Consider the following 21,338-nt stretch of genomic DNA (forward strand, 5'->3'; position numbering starts at 1 on the left):
TGCCTCGCTGTTACTGCTGATGATTGTTGGTGGAGCTTAGGGTGTCTGATTTAACGACCTGTCTCTTGGAACGTTCGGGGATCCAGTCCAGCGCCCCGATGCGTGCCAGGTAGATCAAACCGGACAGCAGCACCAAAATGAAAATGGCTGCTTCGATAAAGCCGACCCAGCCGCTTTCTCTGATGGAAACGGCCCAGGCATAGAGATATAAGGCTTCAACATCGAAGATGACAAAAAACATGGCGACCAGATAAAACTTGGCGGACAGGCGCAAACGCGCGGAGCCTACCGCATCAATCCCGGATTCATAAGGTGTATTTTTAGCTCTGGCCTTTGCTCTGCCACCGAGCAAAAATCCCCCCGTCAGCATGAAGCCGCACAGGCCCACGGCGATGATAAGGAATAGCGCAAATGCCCAATGATGGGCGAGGACTTCAGTAGTTGTTGACATACTCGTTGCTTACTCATCAAAAGTGGCTGTTAACGTCTGCTCTTCATTTTCGGCAGCTAATGCACCACATCGATTAAAAGGAAGGATTAATAACCACACAAAAAGCACGGAAACGTGTCAGGTAAACGGCTTAACCATGGCTGAATCCCTAAATTTTATAACCTTTTTTTCAACCTTACTAAAAATAGCAGTATATTAGTTTACATGCACTCAGTTTTGTTAACATCTCCATCCCCCTCTTCGCTAAATCGAGTCAGTGACAGTTACACATTAACAACTGGCTATCGCAGGCAACTTTAGGTTTACCCGGCCACTATACCATTTTCAAAAGAAATGCCCGTTCTCCCATAGTGTTATTAGGGTTATTTTTTGATCTGGCACACATTTTTACCAATTTAGTTAGTAAAAAAATTAGCCGTGTCAATCCCGGATGCGGGGTGATTTTTTACACTCTAGGTTTAAAAAAAAAGAACCGCAATTTCATAAAATCAAGAAGGCGTAGCGATAGCAACTTTTCGCCAGCCTGGGGGGGGGAGGAACGGCCCGAATGCAGATTTGTTAGCCAGGATACGACGCGATAAATAAGCCGCCATCGTTCAGGCCGCATCCTGTGACCCGAACGATGTCCGACTTGTCATGCCGCTATATGGCATCCTTCAGCGGAGGCGCCGCGGGCGGGATGTTGATGTCATTACCATAGGAAGCCTCATCCGCCGTGGGCACATGGGATTTATTGCCCGTCCCAACCACATTAAAAATCGCCGTTGCCAGCTCATTTTCATGATGCGGATTTTTGCACAGAAAATAGCGGGTTTCCGGCAGCCTCGGCAATCCGTCCTCCTCGCCCAGCACCCTTAACTCGGGGCTCATCATCTCCACTGAGCGGATGGTTACCCCCAGACCGGCTTTAACGGCGGCACGGACGGCCGACAGCGTGGATGCCACGTAAGAAATCCGCCAGGGGATGCCCGCCGCGGTCAGGTGCTCCAATGCCAGGGTGCGAAAAGGACTGGGGTCATCCATTACCACCAGCGGGACGGGCTCTTCCGGTCTGAACGCATAATCGGCGGCGCAATACCACAGCGTTGGCGACGTTCGTAATAAGATATGGGGAAATGCCCTACTGCTCATGGTGGTAATCACCAGATCAATTTTTCCTTGCTGTAGCATTTCCAACATTTCCGCGCTGCGTTTCACGCTGACGGCTATGGATAATTTAGGAAAAACAGAGGTTACCCGGTGTAAAATATAAGGAAGGATGGTATCGGCGGTATCATCGGAGGCGCCGATGGTGAGCGTGCCCTGAATATCGCTGTACATTAATGAAGTACATGCTTCATCGTTGAATTGTAATATTTTTCTGGCGTATCCAAGAAACTGGATACCATGTTCGGTAAACAGCTTATTGCGCCCGTGACGGGCGAACAGCTCCTTTCCGATGAGTTGCTCTAAACGTTGCATTTGTTGGCTGACCGCCGATTGTGTCCGGCGTACGGCAACGGCAGCGGCTGCAAAAGTGTTCAAATCTGCAACAGCGACAAACGTTCTCAATAGATCAAGATCAAGATTAAGTACTGGTCGATTTGCATTGGTCATACGATTCATCACTTATCTATTTTAATTTTTAACGAAAATATTCCTGGTGTTTTTACATGTAATGGCAACAACCCATACAGTTTAAAGACACTATCGCAGACGCACGATAAGGGCAAAAAAATACTTATATTTCGTTACCACAATCGCCTTTTCAATTGATGAGTCATCATTATTTCAAGGGATTTACCTCCTTAATTTGTTAAACGATTAATCCGAAAAAAATTACCTTTTCTTTTTTCAACCTGCAAAATAAATAATCTCCATTATTTTAAATAATCGCAGGCGTATTTTCATAGCAAAAAACTGACCGACCGAAAATCGGTGCCGCCATCTACCCTATCGCACCATCAGACTAGTACACAACCCTCATAGTGCATCAGGGTAATAATTTGCATAGAAAGCGCTAATCATTCTTCAAAAGGCACTACGGGAGGAGTACATTAAGCAGGTTGTGCTATTCCACCCAGGAATACGCTTTTCCCGCAAAAGGTTTGTGATATTTATGTCGCCGATTGAAAAATCAAAGAAACTGGAGAACGTCTGTTATGACATCCGTGGTCCAGTACTGAAGGAAGCCAAGCGCCTGGAAGAAGAAGGCAATAAAGTCCTTAAGCTGAACATTGGCAATCCGGCCCCTTTCGGCTTTGAAGCCCCTGATGAAATTCTGGTCGATGTTATCCGTAATTTGCCGACGGCGCAGGGCTACTGTGATTCCAAGGGTCTGTATTCGGCGCGTAAAGCCATCGTACAGCACTATCAGGCCAGGGATATGCGCGATATGACCGTCGAAGACGTCTATATCGGCAACGGCGTCTCCGAACTGATTGTTCAGTCGATGCAGGCATTGCTCAACAGCGGCGATGAAATGCTGGTTCCGGCTCCGGACTACCCGCTGTGGACGGCGGCCGTGTCGCTGTCCAATGGCAACGCGGTACATTATTTATGTGACGAAGAATCCGACTGGTTCCCCGACCTGGACGATATCCGCAGCAAGATCACGCCGCGCACCCGGGGAATTGTGATTATTAACCCGAACAACCCGACGGGCGCGGTATACAGCAAAGAACTGCTGCTGGAAATCGTGGCGATCGCCCGCGAACACGGCCTGATTATTTTCGCCGACGAAATTTACGACAAAATCCTCTACGACGATGCCCAGCACCACTCGATCGCCGCACTGGCGCCGGATCTGCTGACCATAACCTTTAACGGGTTATCCAAGACCTATCGCGTCGCCGGTTTCCGCCAGGGCTGGATGGTGCTGAACGGGCCGAAAAAGCATGCCAAAGGCTATATCGAAGGGCTGGAAATGCTGGCGTCGATGCGTTTGTGCGCCAATGTCCCCATGCAGCATGCCATTCAAACCGCCATCGGCGGTTATCAAAGCATCAGTGAGTTTATTCAGCCCGGCGGGCGGTTATACGAACAGCGTAACCGCGCCTGGGAGCTGATTAACCAGATCCCCGGCGTATCCTGCGTGAAACCGCGCGGCGCGCTCTATATGTTCCCGCGTATCGACGCCAAACGCTTTAACATTCATGACGACCAGAAACTGGTGCTGGATCTTCTTTTGCAGGAAAAAGTATTGCTGGTTCAGGGAACGGCGTTCAACTGGCCTTACCCGGACCACGTGCGCATCGTGACTCTGCCCCGTATCGACGAACTGGACATGGCCGTACATAAACTGGGCCGCTTCCTGGAGAACTATCGCCAGTAACGCAGTTGCCGTTTCCCGGCGCCGGGCGTACCGTTTGAGCGCCCGCGCCGGAGCGGTGTGAGGTTTGCATTATCCCCGCCAGGTGCCACAATAGATTTCCATCGTGCTGCCGTCTGAGAGATTGTTATGATTCAGAGTCACTTTTTTGCCCATTTATCGCGTCTGAAACTCATTAGCCGCTGGCCGCTGATGCGTAACGTGCGCACAGAAAACGTATCCGAGCACAGCCTTCAGGTCTCCTTTGTCGCCCACGCGCTGGCGGTGATAAAAAACCGCAAGTTCAATGGCAACATTAATGCCGAGCGTATCGCCCTGCTGGCGATGTACCACGACGCCAGCGAAGTCCTGACCGGAGATATGCCGACCCCCATCAAGTATTACAACGCGCAGATCGCTCACGAATATAAGAAAATTGAAAAGATAGCCCGGCAGAAACTGATCGATATGCTGCCGGCGGAACTACAGCCGGACTACCACTCTTTGCTGGACGAGCAACAGATGAGCGAAGATGAGCGGGCAATCGTCAAGCAGGCCGATGCGCTGTGCGCTTATCTGAAATGTCTGGAAGAGTTGTCGGCGGGCAACACGGAATTTACCCTGGCCAAGGCCCGCTTGGAAAAAACATTGCAGCAGCGCCAAAGCCCGGAGATGGATTATTTCATGACCGTATTCATCCCCAGCTTCAGTTTATCGCTGGATGAGATCAGCCAGGACTCGCCGCTGTAACGCCACCCCCTCCCTATGCCGCGGGCGCCCGCACGCGTCAGAAAGGATAAATCCATGGAACCATCGTCACGCTGACGATCATCACCAGTACGGTGAACGGCACGCCGATACGCACAAAGTCGCCGAACTTATATCCTCCCGGCCCCAGCACCAGCGTATTCACCGGTGATGATATCGGCGTCATAAAAGCGGCGGAAGCCGCGACCGCAATGATCATGGCGAAAGGATACGGCGACACCCCCATCTGTTTCGCCGCGGCGATGGCAATGGGCGCCATCAGCACCGCGGTCGCGGTATTGGAGATAAACAGGCCGATAACGGCGCACAGAATAAACAGGCACACCAACATGATATGAGGCCCGGCTCCCCCGGCGACATCCATCAGCCCGTTGACGATCAGCGCTACGCCGCCGGTTTGCTGCAACGCCAGCGCGAACGGCAACATCCCCACGATCAGGATAATACTCGGCCAGTGAATGGAGCGGTAGGCCGCTTCCATATCGATGCAGCGGAATTTGCCCATTAATAAGCAGGCGATCAGCGCCGCTATCGCATTGGGAATTTCGTCCGTCAGCATCATCGCCACCATCAGCGCCAGACAGAACAGCGCATGGGGAGCCTGACTGACCGCCGGGGCCACGTCATCCACCTCCGCCGGCAGATTAAGCAGCAGAAAGTCGTTTTTCTGCGTATGCAACTGCCGAATCATGCGCCAATCGCCGATGACCAGCAAAATATCGCCCAACTGCAGCGGTTCGTCGGCCAGAATCCCTTCCATTGCCTCACCGTTGCGGCGGATCCCCACGACGGTCAGACCATAGCGGCTGCGAAAGCCGACATCGTAAAGGGTTTTCCCCAACAGTTCGGAATCAGGAATCAAGGAGACCTCGGCCATTCCCACATCACGCGCCTGCTCGGAGAAGTACTCGCCGCGCAGCACCATCGGCTCCAGACGCTGCGAGGTGCAGAACTCGCGTAAATCGACTTCCGAGGTGGACATATCGATCAGCAGAACGTCATTAAGACGCAGCTCCGTATTTCCCGCCACGCTGACCATCACCCGCCGAAATTTGCGCCAGCGTTCAATGCCGACGATATTCGCCCCATAGCGCTGACGCAGACGCAGTTCGTCCAGCCGGTGGCCGATAAAGGGAGAGCCGGGGCGGATGGCCAAACGACGCGCCCGGCCCGTCAGTTTGTAATCGCGGATAAGATCGCGGAAAGTCCTTCTTTTCCAGCCCTCTTTGGTCGTGGCGGTTTGGGCGTCGCTGAGCCAGTAGCGAGCCACCGTCATATACGCCACGCCGATCAACAGCACCACGACGCCAATCGGCGTCATACTGAAAAAACCGAACCCGTCGATGCCTTCCCGTATCAGTTCGCTGCTGACGACCATATTGGGCGGCGTGGCCACCAGCGTCATCATCCCGCTGATCAGCCCGGCAAAACTGAGCGGCATCATCAGCCGCGCCGGCGAGGTTTTCATGCGGGCGGACACGCTAAGCACCACCGGAATAAAGATGGCCACCACGCCGGTCGAACTCATAAACGCCCCCAGCAGCGCGACGGAGACCATCAGCAGCACCAGCATTTTTATTTCGCTGTTGCCGGCGACCCGCACCAGCCAGTCGCCGACCTGATAAGCCACGCCGGTACGCACCAGACCTTCGCCAATAACAAACAGGGCGGCGATCAGAATAACGTTGGGATCGCTGAAGCCCACCAGCGCCTCCGGTAACGTCAATGTCCCACTCAGCACAAAAGCGATAATGACCAGTAGGGCAACAACATCCATGCGTAATTTATTGGTGGTAAACAACACAATGGCGATCAGCAACAGGGATAAGACCCAGAGAAGTTCGCTATTCAAAACGGTTCCCCTGACGGAAAAGACTGATGGATAGGCATTCTGCTGCGAACCATAGGATGGGAAGGTGGCAGACAGGGATAGTCTGCCATAAAAAAATGCAGGAGCATTTTTTAACGCTGCCCTGCCGCGGCCCGAAGGGTGGCAGACAGGGATAGTCTGCCATAAAAAAACCCCGCGAATACGAGGTTTGATCATGTTTAGTAAGTTTTTTATCAATAAGTTAGACGAAACTACCCATTGAGGATAATCAGCGCGCCGTCAGACGACGGCTCGATGCGCAATTGCGCCAGCGAATCCAGGACCAGGTCAACCCGATCGAGTTGCGGCGTATCGGACGGCGCCTTTACCGCAATAACCTGACAGCCCGCCGCCAGGCCGGATAACACCCCGGCGGGAGCATCTTCGACGACGACGCAATCCTGCGGTTTCAATCCCAACAGCCGCGCGCCCAACAAGTAGGCGTCGGGATGGGGTTTGCCCTGCGCCACCTGCTCCGCGGTAATGAAGGCGTGCGGCGCGGGCAACCCGCCGGCCTGATGACGGGCGCTGGCGATAGGCACGGTGCCGGAAGTGACGATCGCCCAGGGAATACCCAGCGCATCCAGCCGTTCCAGCAGCGCCTTCGCGCCCGGCATGGCGACAATGCCTTGCGTATCCGCCGCCTCTATTTTTTCCAGCGCGGCGAACTCCAGCTGGATCGATTCTTCTGTCTCCCCCTTGAGGAAGTGGCGCAGAGAGGTAATCGCCTGTTTGCCATGAATGAAATCGAGAACGTCCTGCGGTTCGATACCGTGCGCTTGCGCCCAGTTAGCCCAGGCCCGCTCCACGGCCGGCAATGAATCAACCAGCGTACCATCCAAATCAAACAGAAAACCTTTACACTCCACGGTGGGCTCCTTGGCAATTAATCAGGCGTTGATAATTTGGGCGATTTCGACCGCGCTCAAATGATACTGACGCGGACAAGACTGCCAGATAGCCAGCATTCTGCCATATTTATCCCACATTTTTGTCTGGGCGTTAAAACCATGCGTTCCTGAATCGAAATGCGGATAGCGCCCTTCCACGTGCACCATAAAACGCACAAAGCCGAGATAGCGCGCCTCGGTGGCGGCGTCAAAGCCCAGAAAGGCCAGGCGGCGTTCGTCCAGATCCTGCTTATCTTTCAGATTCCCCCAGGAGACCTGCAGGGCGTGATGCATTTCCATGATGTTGATAATAGTGCGGCAGACCTCTTCGCTCAGATCGCCGAAATCGCGATCCAACTCGCGCATTTGCAAACCGTAGCCGCGCTCGATGATGGTTTGCAACCGGCGATAGCGCTCCGCATTATCCGGATCGAGCATGGTCATCATTTTATATTGATTTGAAAGGATCAATCTCTGGGCATTCGTCATTTCCATCGTGCTCTCCTGAACCTCTATTTCCGGCATGGCGCCGATCGCTATTATCTTGCCAGCAGAATCGCATACTGAATCGTGTCGCGGTAGCCGTAGCGCCCGGTTTTTTGATTTAAAACGGCGGCAAGGGCAAAAATAGCCTTCCGCCCGCCGTCTGTCTGACGGAGATCACAGATCGTCGAGAAATGTTTTGTCGAGCTGTTTAAAAGCACGTTTCAGCACCTCGGCCAGCGCTTGATATGTGGGCGTTTCCTCCAGCGGGGCCAGCGCCATGCCGGACTCAAGCAGCTTATGACGGATATCGTGAAACCACTGCAATAACGTAGGGGGTAAAGGAGTAACCGAACGACGCCCCAGCCACCATAGCCCCTGCATCGGCAGGCTACAGGCAAAGAGCGCGGTGGCGATGGCCGGACCCAGCTGCCCGCCAAGCGCAATCTGCCAGGTCAGGGTAAATACCGCCAGCGGCGGCATAAGCCGGATCGCGAACTGCGTGGCGCGGGCCACGCGGTTTTCAGGGAACACCGGCGCCAGGCGTTTATCCGCGGGCCAGGTTTTCATATAACGTTGCCCGCGCTGGAGTAACTGTAGCCAACCGATTCGACCGCTAGGTTTCGTTGCCATGGTCACTCCTCAACTTTACAGATAAAGAATAAAACTTTCTCACAAATCAACAACTCATTTTGACAAGGTTAAAATATATTTTGTGTTTGCCGGACGCTATCGGTATTCTAGTCCGGCCTTTTAGCCGCCATATACTCACGCTGTATGACTATACGCACGGGATATAATTCCCCATGGCGCCACAAGTGCTGTCGACAGCCACCGGCGATGACTCATCGCCTTATTAAACTGCGGGCTTCATAAGGCCAGTGTCATGTCATTATACCGTGCATTCGGTATAACAATACTTGATAACATCGGCACTTTTTCATCGTCATGTCGGGTGTTTCACACCAGGGTATGATGTTAATCATAAATGCTAACTGCGATATGCGATACGCTAACCGCGTTTGGCATTTTTTTAACCATATATAACAAGTAGGTACTTCCATGTCGAGTAAGTTAGTACTGGTTCTTAACTGTGGTAGTTCATCCCTGAAGTTCGCCATCATCGATGCTGTTAACGGGGAAGAATACCTGTCCGGCCTGGCCGAGTGTTTCCACCTTCCCGAAGCCCGCATCAAATGGAAAATCGAGGGTGGTAAACAGGAAGCCGCACTGGGCGCTGGCGCAGCTCACAGCGAGGCGCTGAACTTCATCGTTAATACCATTCTGGCCCAGAAACCAGAGCTGTCTGCTCAACTGGTCGCCATCGGTCATCGTATCGTCCACGGCGGTGAGAAATTCACCCAGTCGGCCGTCATCAATGACAGTGTCCTGCAGGGTATCAAGGATTCCGTACCTTTTGCACCGCTGCACAATCCGGCTCACCTGATCGGTATCGCCGAGGCGCTGAAATCCTTCCCGAAACTGGCTGATAAAAACGTGGCCGTATTTGATACCGCGTTCCATCAGACCATGCCGGAAGAGTCCTATCTTTATGCCCTGCCGTACAAACTGTATACGGATCACCATATCCGCCGCTACGGCGCGCACGGCACCAGCCATTTCTTCGTCACGCAGCAGGCGGCCGAAGCGCTGAACAAACCGGTCGACGAACTGAACGTGATTACCTGCCATCTGGGCAACGGCGGTTCCGTCGCCGCGGTGCGTAACGGCAAGTGCGTTGATACTTCCATGGGGCTGACCCCGCTGGAAGGGCTGGTGATGGGCACCCGCAGCGGCGATATCGATCCGGCGATCGTCTTCCACCTGCATGATTCACTGGGCATGAGCGTTGAGAAAATCAACACATTGCTGACCAAAGAGTCCGGCCTGTTGGGTCTGACCGAAGTCACCAGCGACTGCCGCTACGTTGAAGATAACTATGCCACCAAAGAAGATGCCAAACGCGCCATGGACGTATACTGCCACCGCCTGGCCAAATACATCGGTTCGTACAGCGCGCTGATGGAAGGCCGCCTGGACGCCGTGGTGTTCACCGGCGGCATCGGTGAAAACGCCGCGATGGTGCGCGAACTGACGCTGAACAAGCTGGGCCTGCTGGGCTTCGCAGTCGATCACGAGCGTAATCTGGCCGCGCGCTTCGGCAAAGGCGGCAACATCGCCAAAGACGGCAGCCGCCCGGCGCTGGTTATTCCAACCAATGAAGAATTGGTGATCGCCCAGGACGCCCTCCGTCTGACAGCGTAAACATAAATCCCAACTCCGTCAGCTCAGGCTGACGGAGTTGTTTTTGACTAACGAGCAACCGTAAAGAGGTTCAGCCGTGTCCCGTACAATCATGTTGATCCCTACAGGCACCAGCGTCGGCTTGACTAGCGTCAGCCTGGGTGTCATTCGCGCCATGGAACAAAAAGGCGTACACCTGAGCGTGTTCAAGCCTATCGCTCAGCCCCGTTCCGGCGATAACAAACCGGACCAGACCACCACCATCATCCGCGCCAACTCATCCATCATTGCCGCCGAACCGCTGCAAATGAGCCACGTGGAAGCCTTGTTGAGTTCCAATCAGCAAGACGTGCTGATGGAAGAAATCATTGCCCGCTACCATGAAAATACCAAAGATGCGGAAGTGGTACTGGTGGAAGGGCTGGTCCCGACCCGCAAACATCAGTTCGCCAATGCGCTGAACTATGAAATCGCCAAGACGCTGAATGCGGAAATCGTCTTTGTGATCGCGCTGGGCAACGACTCGCCGGCGCAGTTGAAAGAGCGCATCGAACTGGCCCGCTCCAGCTTCGGCGGCAGCAAGAACAAAAATATTACCGGCGTAATCATCAACAAGCTGAACGCGCCGGTGGATGAGCAAGGCCGTACCCGCCCCGACCTGTCTGAAATCTTCGATGATTCAACCAAGGCCAACGTGGCGAACGTCGATCCCCGGCAGCTGTTCGCCAACAGCCCGTTACCGGTGCTGGGCAGCGTTCCGTGGAACTTCGATCTGATCGCCACGCGCGCCATCGATATGGTGAAGCACCTGAATGCGCGCATCATCAACGAAGGCGACATCCAGACGCGGCGCATCAAATCCGTTACTTTCTGCGCGCGCAGCATTCCGCACATGCTGGAGCATTTTCGCCCGGGTTCGCTGCTGGTCACCTCCGCCGACCGTCCGGACGTGCTGGTCGCGGCCTGCCTGGCGGCCATGAACGGTATTGAAATCGGCGCTCTGCTGCTGACCGGCGGCTATGAGATGGATCCCAGCATCAGCAAGCTGTGCGAACGCGCGTTCCAGACCGGCCTGCCGGTCTTTATGGTCAAGACCAATACCTGGCAGACCTCTCTCAGCCTGCAAAGCTTCAGCCTTGAAGTACCGGCGGACGACCACCAGCGCGTGGAAAAAGTGCAGGAGTACGTGGCGCGCCATATCGATCCCCAGTGGATTGAGTCGCTGAGCGCCGCATCCGAGCGTTCGCGTCGCCTGTCCCCGCCGGCGTTCCGCTATCAGTTGACCGAACTGGCGCGCAAAGCAGGCAAACGCATCGTTCTGCCGGAAGGCGATGAGCCGCGCACCGTTAAAGCGGCGTCTATCTGCGCTGAACGCGGTATCGCCCACTGCGTGCTGCTGGGCGACCCGGAAGAGATCCAGCGCGTCGCCGCCGCTCAGGGCGTCGAACTGGGCAAAGGCATTGAGATCGTCGATCCGGTAGCCGTGCGCGAGCGTTACGTTCCGCGTCTGGTTGAACTGCGCAAAAGCAAAGGCATGACCGAAGTGGTTGCCCGCGAACAGCTGGAAGACAACGTGGTGCTGGGTACGCTGATGCTGGAACAGGGCGAAGTCGACGGCCTGGTTTCCGGCGCGGTACACACCACCGCCAATACCATCCGCCCGCCGCTGCAGCTGATTAAAACCGCGCCGGGCAGTTCGCTGGTCTCCTCCGTGTTCTTTATGCTGCTGCCGGAGCAGGTTCTGGTTTACGGCGACTGCGCCATCAACCCGGATCCGACCGCGGAGCAGCTGGCTGAAATCGCCATTCAGTCCGCGGACTCGGCCGCCGCTTTCGGCATCGACCCGCGCGTGGCGATGATCTCCTACTCCACCGGCAACTCCGGCGCCGGCAGCGATGTGGAAAAAGTGCGTGAAGCCACCCAGCTGGCGCAGGAAAAACGCCCCGATCTGATCATCGACGGACCGCTGCAGTATGACGCGGCCATCATGGCCGACGTGGCGCTCTCCAAAGCGCCGAACTCGCCGGTGGCGGGTAAAGCGACGGTGTTCATCTTCCCGGATCTGAACACCGGCAACACCACCTACAAAGCGGTGCAGCGTTCGGCGGACCTGATCTCCATCGGGCCGATGCTGCAAGGTATGCGCAAACCGGTTAACGACCTGTCGCGCGGCGCCCTGGTAGACGATATCGTTTACACCGTCGCCCTGACGGCGATTCAGGCAACCCAGATTTAATTCTGCCGCCTTGGACGCCAACGCCAACCTGCGGGTTGGCGTTTTTTTTTGTCTGAACATCAACGTTCGGTTAGTCGAGCAGTTGCGTCGCCGCCGCCAGAATATGTTCCGCCGTCAGACCGTACTCCTGCTGCAGAAAATCCTGCGTGCCGACCTGGCCGTAGCGTTCCTTCACGCCGATCCGCCGCATCGGCACTGGACAGCTCTCCACCAGGACTTCCGCCACCGCCGAACCCAGTCCGTTGTGAATGCTGTGATTTTCGCAGGTCACGACCCGTCCCGTTTTCTGTGCATAGCTGCGAATAATGTCGCGATCGATAGGCTTGAGCGTGAACATGTCGATCACCGCCGCGCTGACATTGCGCTGCGCCAGCATCTCCGCTGCCTTGAGCGCCTCGGCCACCATAATTCCGTTGGCGATCAACGTCACGTCGCCGCCGTCGCGCAACAGGTTCGCCTTGCCGATAGTAAAGCGCGAGCCTTCCTCATAGATTTTGGTCGCCTGCTTACGGATGGTCCTTACCCAGTAGAACCCCTGCAGATCCATAAGCTGCAGCAGGATATCGCGGAACATTACGGCGTCGGTCACTTCCAACACAATGGAATGGGCCAGGCCGCGCACGATACCCATATCCTCGAACGACATATGTGTGCCGCCGTTATGGCAGGCGCTGACGCCTGCGTCGGAGGCGATGACCTTCACATTGTTGCGCTGGTAATCCAGCGACATGAACAGTTGATCGAAACAACGGCGGCTGGCAAACGCCGTAAAGGTGTGCACGAAGGGAGTTCGGCCGGTGAGAGACAGCCCCGCCGCAACGCCGATGACATTGGCCTCCATAATGCCGCAGTTGATGACGTGGCGCGGATAGTCCTTATGCACGCCGTCCATCGACATCGAACTCATCAGGTCGGCCTCCAGCGCAATGATCGGCGTCTCCCGTTCAATCTGTTCGCGCACCGTATTGGCATACACCTTGCGCATTTCTATCCTGTCTTTTTCCAGCGCGAGCGTAACGTTAATCATCTGCGGCCTCCAGTTCAGCTATCGCCTGTTCGATTTCCTGTTTGACGTCTTCGGTCAGGCGAAGGTGGTGCGAATTCGCCAACGACATCAGATAAGGCACCCCCTGCCCCTTCACGCTATCGAGAATCACCACCAGCGGCGGCTGCTCGGCCTGACGCAGCGGCGCGCAGGCCTGGCGGATGGCGTCGATGTCGTCGCCCTTGACCGTAGCGACATCGAAACCGAACGCACGAAACTTGCCAGCCAGATCGAATGGACGGATCACTTCATCCAGCGTGCCGTCCAGTTGCTGTTTGTTGTAATCGATAAACAGCGTCAGATTCTGCAGCGAGTGGTGGGCGATAAACTGGAAGGCTTCCCAGCATTGTCCCTCGTTCAGTTCGCCGTCGCCCAGAATGCAGAACACCCGGTTATCGCGCCCGGCCAGCTTGTGGGACAGCGCCATGCCAGCGGCGATGGACACCCCCTGGCCTAGCGAGCCGGTGGTGGCGTCCACGCCGATGGTGAGCCGGCGGTCGGGGTGACTCGGTAGCCGCGTGCCGTTTTGATTGAGCGTCGCGAGCTGCCCGACGGGAAAATAGCCTGACAGCGCCAGCGTGCTGTAGAGCGCCGGGCCGGCATGGCCCTTGGACAGCACGAAATAGTCGCGCTGCGGCCAGCCGGGTTTGCCGGGGTCAATGCGCATCACCTCGCCGTACAACACAGCCAGCGTCTCGACTACCGACATCGAGCCGCCATAGTGTCCGAACCCGAGTCCGGTCAGCATTTTCAGCGTCTCGATACGGATCCGGCGAGCAAAATCGCGCGTCGTCGTTGCATCTTTCATAGTAGAGTCCTCACTGATTCTTCCTGCCGTCAGGCGAAGAAGGTTCATCCACACGGCGTTTTTTACCGAGATAGTTATGCGCCACCAGCAGTGCGAAGATGGCGACGATCAACAGCGTGATCATTTCCTTATTCATAAAGCGGGCGAGGTTGCCGAGCACGATCCCCACCACGCCGAAATCTGCGTCGGAGAACGTCGTATTGGCCAGTCCGATCGCGCCCAGCACAGGCAGCAGCAGTACCGGCAGGAAAGTAATCAACAGTCCGTTGGCGAACGCGCCCAGCATGGCGCCGCGGCGGCCGCCGGTGGCGTTGCCGAACACGCCCGCCGTCGCGCCGGTGAAAAAGTGCGGCACCACGCCCGGCAGAATCAGCACCAGCTTCATCTGCCCCAGCAGGAAAAGGCCGACCAGACCGCCCAGGAAGCTGAACAGAAAGCCGATCAGCACGGCGTTGGGCGCATAGGGATACACCACCGGGCAATCGAGGGCGGGACGGGCGTTCGGCACCAACTTTTCCGAAAAGCCGGTGAACGCCGGCACGATTTCAGCCAAAATCAACCGCACGCCCTGCAAAATGATGAACACCCCCGCCGCGAAGGTGATCGCCTGAATAATGGCGTACACCAGATAGTTCTGGCCTGCGCTGTACTGCTGTTCGACGAAGCTTTGTCCGGCGCATACCGCCAGGATGAGATAAATGACCGTCATGGTTATGGAGATGGAGATGGAACTGTCGCGCAGGAAGCTGAGGTTTTTCGGCAGGCTCATTTCCTCGGTGGAGCGAGAATTTTTCCCGACCCGGTCGCCGATCCAGCCGGCCAGCACATAGCCGATGATGCCGAAATGGCCGAAGCCGATATCGTCGTTGCCGGTAATGCGCCGCATATAGGGCTGGGCGATGGCCGGGAAAAACGCCATAATCAGCCCCAGCGCCAGCGCGCCGGTGAAGACCAGTTCGATCCCCTCGAACCCCGCCACGCTCAGTATGACGGCGATCATGCAGGCCATATAAAAAGTGTGGTGGCCGGTCAGAAAGATATATTTCAAGCGGGTAAAGCGGGCGACGATAATATTCGCCACCATACCGAAGGCCATAATAAAGGCCGTCGCGGCGCCATATTTTTCCAGCGCGATAGAGACTACGGCTTCATTATTCGGAATAATGCCCTGAATATTAAACGCATATTCGAACATGCCGCCAAGCGGATTCAGCGCGCTCACTAATACCGACGCGCCGCCCGCCAGAACCAAAAATCCCAGAATGGTTTTTACCGTTCCCTTAACGATATCGCTAAATGGCTTTTTTTGCGCCAGCAAACCGATAAGGGCGATAATACCGACCAGAATCGACGGCACCTTGAGTATATCAACGATAAACTTGAGCGTTTCCTGGATAAACATATCCACCTCGCCATTGTGTCAGGGTTAGTCCAGCTTGAAGTAAGCACGGAGTTTTAATTCCAACTCATTGATATCGACAATATTTTTAATCACGATCACCTGTTCGGCGGGCACGCCGGCGCTGTCGGCGATATCCTGGGCCATGACAAAGACGTCAGCCGCGTTCGGTACGGCCGACGACAGATCCGAATGTTCTACCTCCGCCTCGATATTCAGTTTTTTTAATACCTTTTTGATATTCATTTCGACCATAAAGCTGCTGCCTAGGCCGGAACCACAGATAGCCATAATTTTCATCGCGTGCTTCCATCGTAAAATTTAGAGACGACGAGATCCTGGAGCGGAATAAGCCATTCCGTTCTATGGAGATGTCTGTTTAATTAGCCCGGCGCGCTATCGTCGCCGGCAGAGAATATCGCTTAGTATTGATGAATAATGTCGAGCACCTCCTCTACCGTGCGCGCCGCCAATAGCGCCGTAATCGCCTCGTCGCAGGAAAATAATTCCGCCAGTTGCGCGATAAGTTCGATATGGCTGTTGCCGTCGGGCGCCGACAGCATCACGATCAGGCGCACCGGATCGTGATCGGCCGAATGAAAAATGACCCCTTCGCGCACCAGAAGCAGCGACAGGCCCAGCGTAAGCGCTCCTTCTTCCGGCCGGGCATGCGGCATGGCGATGCCCGGCGCCAGGACAAAATAGGGACCGATCGCGTCGTACTGCCGAAAAATGGCCGGCACATAGCTATTCGAGATGATACCTTTGGCTATTAGAGGCGCCGCCGCCAGCGCCACGGCCTGGCGCCAGTCATCCGCCCTATCGCATATCTGAATGCTGTCCTGCATAAGCCAGTCGTTTAACACGGTGCCTCCTTCGCCCTGACACGTTGCCAAGCGACACTCGCGGCGTCGCGCTGAACAAACTCTAATCAAGCCGTAGGCGTCTAACTGTGATTATCGTCCCAAAGATAGCGCTATCAAAAAACGCAAACAGGATTTTGTGATAGCGCTATCAAAACACAAGCACCGTGCAGGATGCTGGTTAAAACGTCGCTATCGGTAACCCGAGGCTCGCGTTAAACTACCTTCAAAAAACCAGGGGTACGCAAGTGTCCGAATGCCATGTTCAGCGGCGCACGAGAGGTGCGGCCGCGAGTGTAGGATTGTGAATGTCTATCATTAAAAAAAGACGCAGCCTGGGACGGGTAACGATATCGGACGTTGCCCAGCTTGCCGGCGTCGGTACCATGACCGTTTCACGGGCGCTGCGCACCCCGGAACAGGTTTCCGATAAGCTGCGCAGCAAAATCGAGGCGGCGGTTGAGGAGCTGGGCTATCTGCCCAATCTGGCGGCCAGCTCTCTGGCTTCCGCCTCCTCCTATTCCATCGCCATGCTGGTCTCAAGCCTGTCGGAACCGGGCGCGGCGGAGATGTTCGCCGGGCTGCAAAAAGTACTGCTGCCCGCCGGGTATCAAATCATGCTGGCGGAAACCCGTCACAGCATGGAGCGGGAAGAAAAGCTGCTGGATATGCTGCTGTCTTACAACCTGGCGGCGGCGGTGCTGCTCAGCGTAGAGCACAGCGAGCGCGCCCGCAAAGGGCTGTCGGCGGCGCATATCCCGGTCATGGAGATCGGCGCCATCAGCGATAACCCTATCGATATGAATATCGGCATCGACAATGCGCAGGCGATGGATCTGCTCACCCAGGCGGTGGTCGAGCGCGGCTATCAGAATATCGGCCTGCTGTGCGCCAATCAGGAGCAGTGGCTGTTCAAGCAGTATCTGCAAGGCTGGCATAAAGCCATGCTGCGCAACCATATGTCGCCGCACCGGGTAATCAACGCCTCCAGCCCGGCCAATTTCAGCACCGGCGCTCATCAGTTGCCGGAGTTTTTGCTGGCCTGGCCCGAACTGGATGCGCTTATCTGCCTGTCGGATGAAATGGCCTGCGGGGTACTGTACGAATGCCAGCGCCGGCGCATTAAAGTGCCGGACGATCTGGCGGTGGTGGGATTCGGCAATAGCGACGTCAGCCAGGTATGCCAGCCGCCGCTGACCACCATGACGGTGCCGTTCAGGGAGATAGGGGTACAGGCGGGTAAAGCGCTGCTGGCGCGGCTGAACAATGAAGAGAGTCAGGTGGCCGATGTCATCGCGTCCACCCTATGCAGGCGCAGCAGCTTTTAGCGGGAAATCGCGACGCGATAAACGCCCCGCCGTCGAAAAACGGCGGGGCGGCGAAGCCGCTACTCGGCGGCGTCGAGAGGCGCCGTCAGCGGCTTGCCGTAGTGTTTATCGCTGTAGCGCGTCAGCCACAGCGACAAAGCCTTGAGCGAATCGGGCGTAAACTCGTCGCAGCGGGCGGTGATCTCTTCGGGCGTCAGCCAGCTTACCTCGTCGATTTCCGTCTCCTGAAGCGCAAACGGCCCGTGCGTGACGCAGCTGAATAATCCCCCCCACACCCGGCAATTTTCCCCTTCGTAGTAAAATAAACCGTGTTCGGCAAAGGGCACCCCGGCAATACCGAGCTCCTCCTCCGCCTCACGCCGGGCGGACTCCAGCATATTCTCTCCGCTCTGCACGACGCCGCCGGCCGTCGCGTCCAGCCATCCCGGATAGAAATCTTTGCTTTCGGTCCGGCGCTGAACCAGGATTTTCCCCATGCCGTCATGCACAACGATATAAGTAGCCCGATGACGCAGACTCTGAGCACGCATCTGCTGACGACTGGATTGGGCGATAACCTGATTGTTTTCATCGACGATATCCACCCACTCGGTGCCTGCTGACTGACTTTGTTCCGCCATCCTCTGAAACCCTTTAGTATTGGCGCGTTGCCGCGCGCGTCGGTGTTGAATAATGGTGTGTTGCCGGGCGACAACCGCTAAATTAGTAGCTAATCGTCACTTGTGCAATAGGCTCGCCGCCTTGCAGCGGAAGAACCTGTAAGGCGCCTTGCGCCAGCATCCCGTAGCTGGCGGGGTAGCCGCCTTTAGGCAGACTCACCGAACCGGGATTAAAGTAGTATAGGTCACCCCGCTTCTCCGCCACGGGAATATGCGTATGGCCGTAAACCAGCACGTCATCGGTATTTAACGGCGGAAGATTGTCGGGATGATAGAGGTGGCCGTGGGTAAGGAAAAGACGATTTTTCGGCAATAGCACATGTTGCCAAGGCGCCGTCACCGGGAAATCAAGCAGCATCTGATCCACCTCGCTGTCGCAGTTTCCCCGTACCGCAATGATACGCCGCGCATAGGCGTTCAGCCGGGCGGCGACATCCGCCGGCAGGTAGCGTTCGGGCAATGGATTGCGCGGACCGTGATTCAGAAAATCACCCAGCAGGATCAACCACGCGGCGTCGCTTTGCTCAAAAATATCCAGCACCCGATCGGTGGCGGCCAGAGATCCGTGGATGTCTGAAGCAAACATTAATTTCATCGTTTATACCTTTCCTCGCATCGCAGTCGCCGCCTTGTCAAGGTAAAACAGGGTTGGCGGCGACTCCAGTGACTTTGGTTACGCCCCAAAGCACGTTATCAGTCATACCTCCATAGTTTAACAAAGTTACGCCGCCGGTCTTACCCCGAATTCAGGATAAATCGCGCCGTCGCCGCCAGGCCGTTTTCACGCGGGGAAAAACGCTAGCGTGACGGCAACCCGGCGGACGGCGGCGCGATGCGCCCGTGCAACGCGGGATTGTCGCTTTCGTCCTTCAGCCGAATCCCCGACAGGCGGCGCAGGAAGCACTGCTCCAGCAGCCAGGCCAGCTTAAAGGCGGCCTGGGGATAATCCAGCCCTTCGGGACGGATATTGGAAATACAGTTGCGCTCCGACTCCAGACGCCGGGTATGGGGCCCCCAGGTCAGATAAACGCTCAGACTGTCCGGTGAAGAGAGCCCCGGCCGCTCGCCGATCAGAATGGCGACGGCCCTGGCCTGCAAACACTCGCCGATATCGTCTCCCAGCGCCACGCGCGACTGATGCGCCAGCACGACGGGCGCCAACGATAGTCCCAGACGGGAAAGATAAGGCAGCAGCGCCGCGATTAACGGCGCGGCCTGCCGATGCACCGCCTTGGAAGAGAGGCCGTCGCCCACCACCAGCAGCAGATCGGCCGGCTTGACGGACGAGTCCCGCAGCAGCTCGCGGCTCTCATCGGCAAGCCGGCGCCCTAAATCGGGCCGGCAGAGATACTGCTCCCGGCTTTGCGCGGCGCTGTGCACCCTAAGGGTTTTCAGTCCCGCGCTTTCCAGGCGGCGAGCCAGCGTTTCACTGTCGAACGCCTGATGCACGGCATCGCGGGCCTGAGCGTGGGCCAGGCCGAACTTCAACAGCTCCCCCGTCGGCATGCTGGCCCCGGCGCGCCCCAGCGCGATGCGCGCGGCGGTAAACTCGCGCAGCGCCTCCCAGGGATTAGCGTGGATCACCTTACTCATGCGTTCTCCTCCAGATAGGGTTGATGCCGTAATAGCGGGTGCTGACTGCCGGCATCGCACAGGCGGCCCTGTGCGTCGATGATCCTCATCTGCTCCAGCCAGGCGCCGAACTCCGGCGCATGCTTCAGCCCCAGCAGTTCGCGGATGTAAAGGGCGTCATGGAAGGAGGTGCTCTGATAGTTGAGCATAATGTCGTCCGCGCCCGGAACGCCCATCAGAAACGTCAGTCCGGCATTGGCGAGCAGGGTCAGCAGCGTGTCCATATCATCCTGGTCGGCCTCGGCATGGTTGGTGTAACACACATCGCATCCCAGCGGGACGCCCAGCAGCTTGCCGCAGAAATGATCCTCCAGCCCGGCGCGGATAATCTGTTTGCCGTCATACAGATATTCGGGGCCGATAAACCCCACCACCGTATTCACCAGCAGCGGAGAGAAGCGACGGGCCACCGCATAGGCCCGCGCCTCGCAGGTTTGCTGATCCACCCCGTGATGCGCGTTGGCGGACAGGCAGCTCCCCTGCCCGGTTTCAAAATACATTACGTTATCGCCCACCGTACCGCGCTTCAGGCTTAATGCCGCCTGATGCGCTTCTTCCAGCGTGGCCAGATTAAAACCAAAGCCGGCGTTGGTGGCCTCGGTGCCGGCGATCGACTGGAACACCAGATCGACGGGAGCGCCCCGCTCCATCAATTGCAGGGTATTGGTAACGTGCGTCAGCACGCAGGATTGCGTCGGGATGGCGAAACGGCTGATGACGTCATCCAGCATGTAGTTCAGTTTTTCCAGCAGCGGCAGGCTGTCGCTGGCGGGGTTGATGCCCACCACCGCATCGCCGCTGCCGTACAGCAGGCCATCCAGCATGCTTGCCGCGATGCCTTTCAGATCGTCGGTCGGGTGATTCGGCTGCAACCGCACGCTAATGTGTCCGGGCAGGCCGATGGTGTTGCGGAATCGGGTGGTGATGCGGCATTTTTTGGCCGCCAGGATCAGGTCCTGATTACGCATGATTTTACTGACGGCCGCCGCCATTTCCGGCGTGATGCCGGGGGCGACCCGGGCCAGCAGCGCGCTATCGGTGCCTTCGCTTAACAGCCAGTTGCGAAAATCCCCCACCGTCAGATGAGAAATCGCGGCAAACGCCTGATGGTCATGCGTATCGATAATAAGCCGCGTCACCTCATCCTGTTCGTAAGGAATCAGCGCCTGCCGCAGAAAGGTATCCAGCGGCAGATCGGCCAGCGCCATGCGCGCCGCCATACGTTCCTCGGCGCTTTGCGCCGCCACGCCGGCCAGAACATCGCCGGAACGCGCCGGCGACGCCTTGGCCATCAGCTCGCGCAAATCATTAAAACGGTAGCTGCGGTGACTCAGCGTAGTCTGATACATGCTTGCGCCTCAATGGTGTTGAAC

At 56.5% G+C, this 21,338-nt stretch carries 20 protein-coding genes; 5 read left to right on the forward strand and 15 right to left on the reverse strand.

The genetic code is table 11. From position 1 onward, the window contains the following. Positions 1-10 precede the first annotated feature (10 nt). Both MFP24_RS19215 and lrhA read right to left on the reverse strand, forming a co-directional pair. Entirely contained in the window at positions 11-451 is a 441-nt protein-coding gene (locus MFP24_RS19215; RefSeq protein WP_249231886.1) for an NADH-quinone oxidoreductase subunit A, read from the reverse strand. Between the two features lie 642 nt (positions 452-1,093). Beyond that, positions 1,094-2,047, reverse strand: a complete 954-nt coding sequence (gene lrhA / locus MFP24_RS19220) for a transcriptional regulator LrhA (RefSeq protein WP_249231887.1) — start codon at positions 2,045-2,047, stop codon at positions 1,094-1,096. Between the two features lie 502 nt (positions 2,048-2,549). On the opposite strand from lrhA, the gene MFP24_RS19225 reads away from it, so the two are divergent. Together MFP24_RS19225 and yfbR are read left to right on the forward strand one after the other, a co-directional pair. Further along, positions 2,550-3,764: a pyridoxal phosphate-dependent aminotransferase gene (locus MFP24_RS19225; RefSeq protein ID WP_249231888.1), complete on the forward strand. Its 1,215-nt coding sequence runs from the start codon at positions 2,550-2,552 to the stop codon at positions 3,762-3,764. Between the two features lie 126 nt (positions 3,765-3,890). Further along, complete coding sequence (gene yfbR, locus MFP24_RS19230) at positions 3,891-4,490, forward strand: 5'-deoxynucleotidase (protein ID WP_249231889.1); 600 nt, start codon at positions 3,891-3,893, stop codon at positions 4,488-4,490. Positions 4,491-4,527: 37 nt separating this feature from the next. Here the strand turns inward: yfbR and MFP24_RS19235 are convergent, their stop codons facing one another. The 4 genes from MFP24_RS19235 to yfbV all read right to left on the reverse strand — a co-directional run bounded on the left by MFP24_RS19235 (position 4,528) and on the right by yfbV (position 8,384). Then, positions 4,528-6,360 carry an SLC13 family permease gene (locus tag MFP24_RS19235; RefSeq protein ID WP_249231890.1) on the reverse strand — a complete coding sequence of 611 codons (1,833 nt, stop codon included), beginning with the start codon at positions 6,358-6,360 and terminating at the stop codon, positions 4,528-4,530. 230 nt (positions 6,361-6,590) lie between these two features. Then, entirely contained in the window at positions 6,591-7,247 is a 657-nt protein-coding gene (locus MFP24_RS19240) for a sugar phosphatase (protein ID WP_249231891.1), read from the reverse strand. A gap of 21 nt (positions 7,248-7,268) precedes the next feature. Beyond that, the gene (locus MFP24_RS19245; RefSeq protein WP_009112074.1) at positions 7,269-7,763 is read right to left on the reverse strand and encodes a YfbU family protein; all 495 of its coding nucleotides are present in this window, start codon (positions 7,761-7,763) and stop codon (positions 7,269-7,271) included. 165 nt (positions 7,764-7,928) lie between these two features. After that, positions 7,929-8,384: a terminus macrodomain insulation protein YfbV gene (gene yfbV, locus MFP24_RS19250; protein ID WP_249231892.1), complete on the reverse strand. Its 456-nt coding sequence runs from the start codon at positions 8,382-8,384 to the stop codon at positions 7,929-7,931. Positions 8,385-8,813: 429 nt separating this feature from the next. Here yfbV and ackA point away from each other — a divergent pair, with 429 nt between their 5' ends. Together ackA and pta are read left to right on the forward strand one after the other, a co-directional pair. Beyond that, positions 8,814-10,016: an acetate kinase gene (gene ackA, locus MFP24_RS19255; protein WP_249231893.1), complete on the forward strand. Its 1,203-nt coding sequence runs from the start codon at positions 8,814-8,816 to the stop codon at positions 10,014-10,016. 76 nt (positions 10,017-10,092) lie between these two features. Next, complete coding sequence (pta, locus tag MFP24_RS19260; protein ID WP_249231894.1) at positions 10,093-12,231, forward strand: phosphate acetyltransferase; 2,139 nt, start codon at positions 10,093-10,095, stop codon at positions 12,229-12,231. Positions 12,232-12,301: 70 nt separating this feature from the next. Here the strand turns inward: pta and MFP24_RS19265 are convergent, their stop codons facing one another. From MFP24_RS19265 to MFP24_RS19285, 5 genes are all read right to left on the reverse strand, one after another. After that, positions 12,302-13,258 carry a transketolase family protein gene (locus MFP24_RS19265; RefSeq protein ID WP_249231895.1) on the reverse strand — a complete coding sequence of 319 codons (957 nt, stop codon included), beginning with the start codon at positions 13,256-13,258 and terminating at the stop codon, positions 12,302-12,304. Then, complete coding sequence (locus MFP24_RS19270) at positions 13,251-14,084, reverse strand: transketolase (RefSeq protein WP_249231896.1); 834 nt, start codon at positions 14,082-14,084, stop codon at positions 13,251-13,253. The genes MFP24_RS19265 and MFP24_RS19270 overlap by 8 nt, the downstream gene beginning before the upstream one ends. Positions 14,085-14,094: 10 nt before the next feature. Further along, positions 14,095-15,486 (reverse strand): PTS ascorbate transporter subunit IIC, encoded by a 1,392-nt coding sequence (gene ulaA, locus MFP24_RS19275; protein WP_249231897.1) that lies wholly within the window; start codon positions 15,484-15,486, stop codon positions 14,095-14,097. Positions 15,487-15,510: 24 nt separating this feature from the next. Continuing rightward, positions 15,511-15,783 carry a PTS sugar transporter subunit IIB gene (locus MFP24_RS19280; RefSeq protein WP_249231898.1) on the reverse strand — a complete coding sequence of 91 codons (273 nt, stop codon included), beginning with the start codon at positions 15,781-15,783 and terminating at the stop codon, positions 15,511-15,513. 122 nt (positions 15,784-15,905) lie between these two features. Beyond that, positions 15,906-16,349 carry a PTS sugar transporter subunit IIA gene (locus MFP24_RS19285; RefSeq protein WP_249231899.1) on the reverse strand — a complete coding sequence of 148 codons (444 nt, stop codon included), beginning with the start codon at positions 16,347-16,349 and terminating at the stop codon, positions 15,906-15,908. Positions 16,350-16,654: 305 nt separating this feature from the next. On the opposite strand from MFP24_RS19285, the gene MFP24_RS19290 reads away from it, so the two are divergent. After that, positions 16,655-17,674, forward strand: coding sequence for a LacI family DNA-binding transcriptional regulator (locus tag MFP24_RS19290; protein ID WP_249231900.1), 1,020 nt, complete (start codon positions 16,655-16,657; stop codon positions 17,672-17,674). Between the two features lie 59 nt (positions 17,675-17,733). Here MFP24_RS19290 and yfcD read toward each other — a convergent pair whose 3' ends face one another. The 4 genes from yfcD to MFP24_RS19310 form a co-directional block, all read right to left on the reverse strand. Continuing rightward, on the reverse strand, positions 17,734-18,294 hold the full coding sequence (yfcD, locus tag MFP24_RS19295) for an NUDIX hydrolase YfcD (RefSeq protein ID WP_249231901.1): 561 nt from the start codon (positions 18,292-18,294) through the stop codon (positions 17,734-17,736). Positions 18,295-18,376: 82 nt separating this feature from the next. Continuing rightward, entirely contained in the window at positions 18,377-18,928 is a 552-nt protein-coding gene (gene yfcE / locus MFP24_RS19300; protein ID WP_249231902.1) for a phosphodiesterase, read from the reverse strand. A gap of 203 nt (positions 18,929-19,131) precedes the next feature. Continuing rightward, positions 19,132-19,926 (reverse strand): ethanolamine ammonia-lyase subunit EutC, encoded by a 795-nt coding sequence (eutC, locus tag MFP24_RS19305; protein WP_249231903.1) that lies wholly within the window; start codon positions 19,924-19,926, stop codon positions 19,132-19,134. After that, the gene (locus MFP24_RS19310; protein WP_249231904.1) at positions 19,923-21,314 is read right to left on the reverse strand and encodes an ethanolamine ammonia-lyase subunit EutB; all 1,392 of its coding nucleotides are present in this window, start codon (positions 21,312-21,314) and stop codon (positions 19,923-19,925) included. Before MFP24_RS19310 ends, eutC begins: the two co-directional genes overlap by 4 nt. Positions 21,315-21,338 lie beyond the last annotated feature (24 nt).

It is taken from the genome of Brenneria tiliae, assembly GCF_023347575.1.
Classification (GTDB): Bacteria; Pseudomonadota; Gammaproteobacteria; order Enterobacterales; family Enterobacteriaceae; genus Brenneria; species Brenneria corticis.

Coding starts and splice junctions, on each gene's coding strand:
- MFP24_RS19310 (WP_249231904.1), bottom strand. CDS start 21,314: ATGTATCAGACTACGCTGAGTCACCGCAGCTACCGTTTTAATGATTTG.
- MFP24_RS19270 (WP_249231896.1), bottom strand. CDS start 14,084: ATGAAAGATGCAACGACGACGCGCGATTTTGCTCGCCGGATCCGTATC.
- MFP24_RS19265 (WP_249231895.1), bottom strand. CDS start 13,258: ATGATTAACGTTACGCTCGCGCTGGAAAAAGACAGGATAGAAATGCGC.
- MFP24_RS19225 (WP_249231888.1), top strand. CDS start 2,550: ATGTCGCCGATTGAAAAATCAAAGAAACTGGAGAACGTCTGTTATGAC.
- lrhA (WP_249231887.1), bottom strand. CDS start 2,047: ATGACCAATGCAAATCGACCAGTACTTAATCTTGATCTTGATCTATTG.
- yfbR (WP_249231889.1), top strand. CDS start 3,891: ATGATTCAGAGTCACTTTTTTGCCCATTTATCGCGTCTGAAACTCATT.
- yfcD (WP_249231901.1), bottom strand. CDS start 18,294: ATGGCGGAACAAAGTCAGTCAGCAGGCACCGAGTGGGTGGATATCGTC.
- MFP24_RS19215 (WP_249231886.1), bottom strand. CDS start 451: ATGTCAACAACTACTGAAGTCCTCGCCCATCATTGGGCATTTGCGCTA.
- yfbV (WP_249231892.1), bottom strand. CDS start 8,384: ATGGCAACGAAACCTAGCGGTCGAATCGGTTGGCTACAGTTACTCCAG.
- ulaA (WP_249231897.1), bottom strand. CDS start 15,486: ATGTTTATCCAGGAAACGCTCAAGTTTATCGTTGATATACTCAAGGTG.
- MFP24_RS19280 (WP_249231898.1), bottom strand. CDS start 15,783: ATGAAAATTATGGCTATCTGTGGTTCCGGCCTAGGCAGCAGCTTTATG.
- ackA (WP_249231893.1), top strand. CDS start 8,814: ATGTCGAGTAAGTTAGTACTGGTTCTTAACTGTGGTAGTTCATCCCTG.
- MFP24_RS19290 (WP_249231900.1), top strand. CDS start 16,655: ATGTCTATCATTAAAAAAAGACGCAGCCTGGGACGGGTAACGATATCG.
- MFP24_RS19245 (WP_009112074.1), bottom strand. CDS start 7,763: ATGGAAATGACGAATGCCCAGAGATTGATCCTTTCAAATCAATATAAA.
- eutC (WP_249231903.1), bottom strand. CDS start 19,926: ATGAGTAAGGTGATCCACGCTAATCCCTGGGAGGCGCTGCGCGAGTTT.
- yfcE (WP_249231902.1), bottom strand. CDS start 18,928: ATGAAATTAATGTTTGCTTCAGACATCCACGGATCTCTGGCCGCCACC.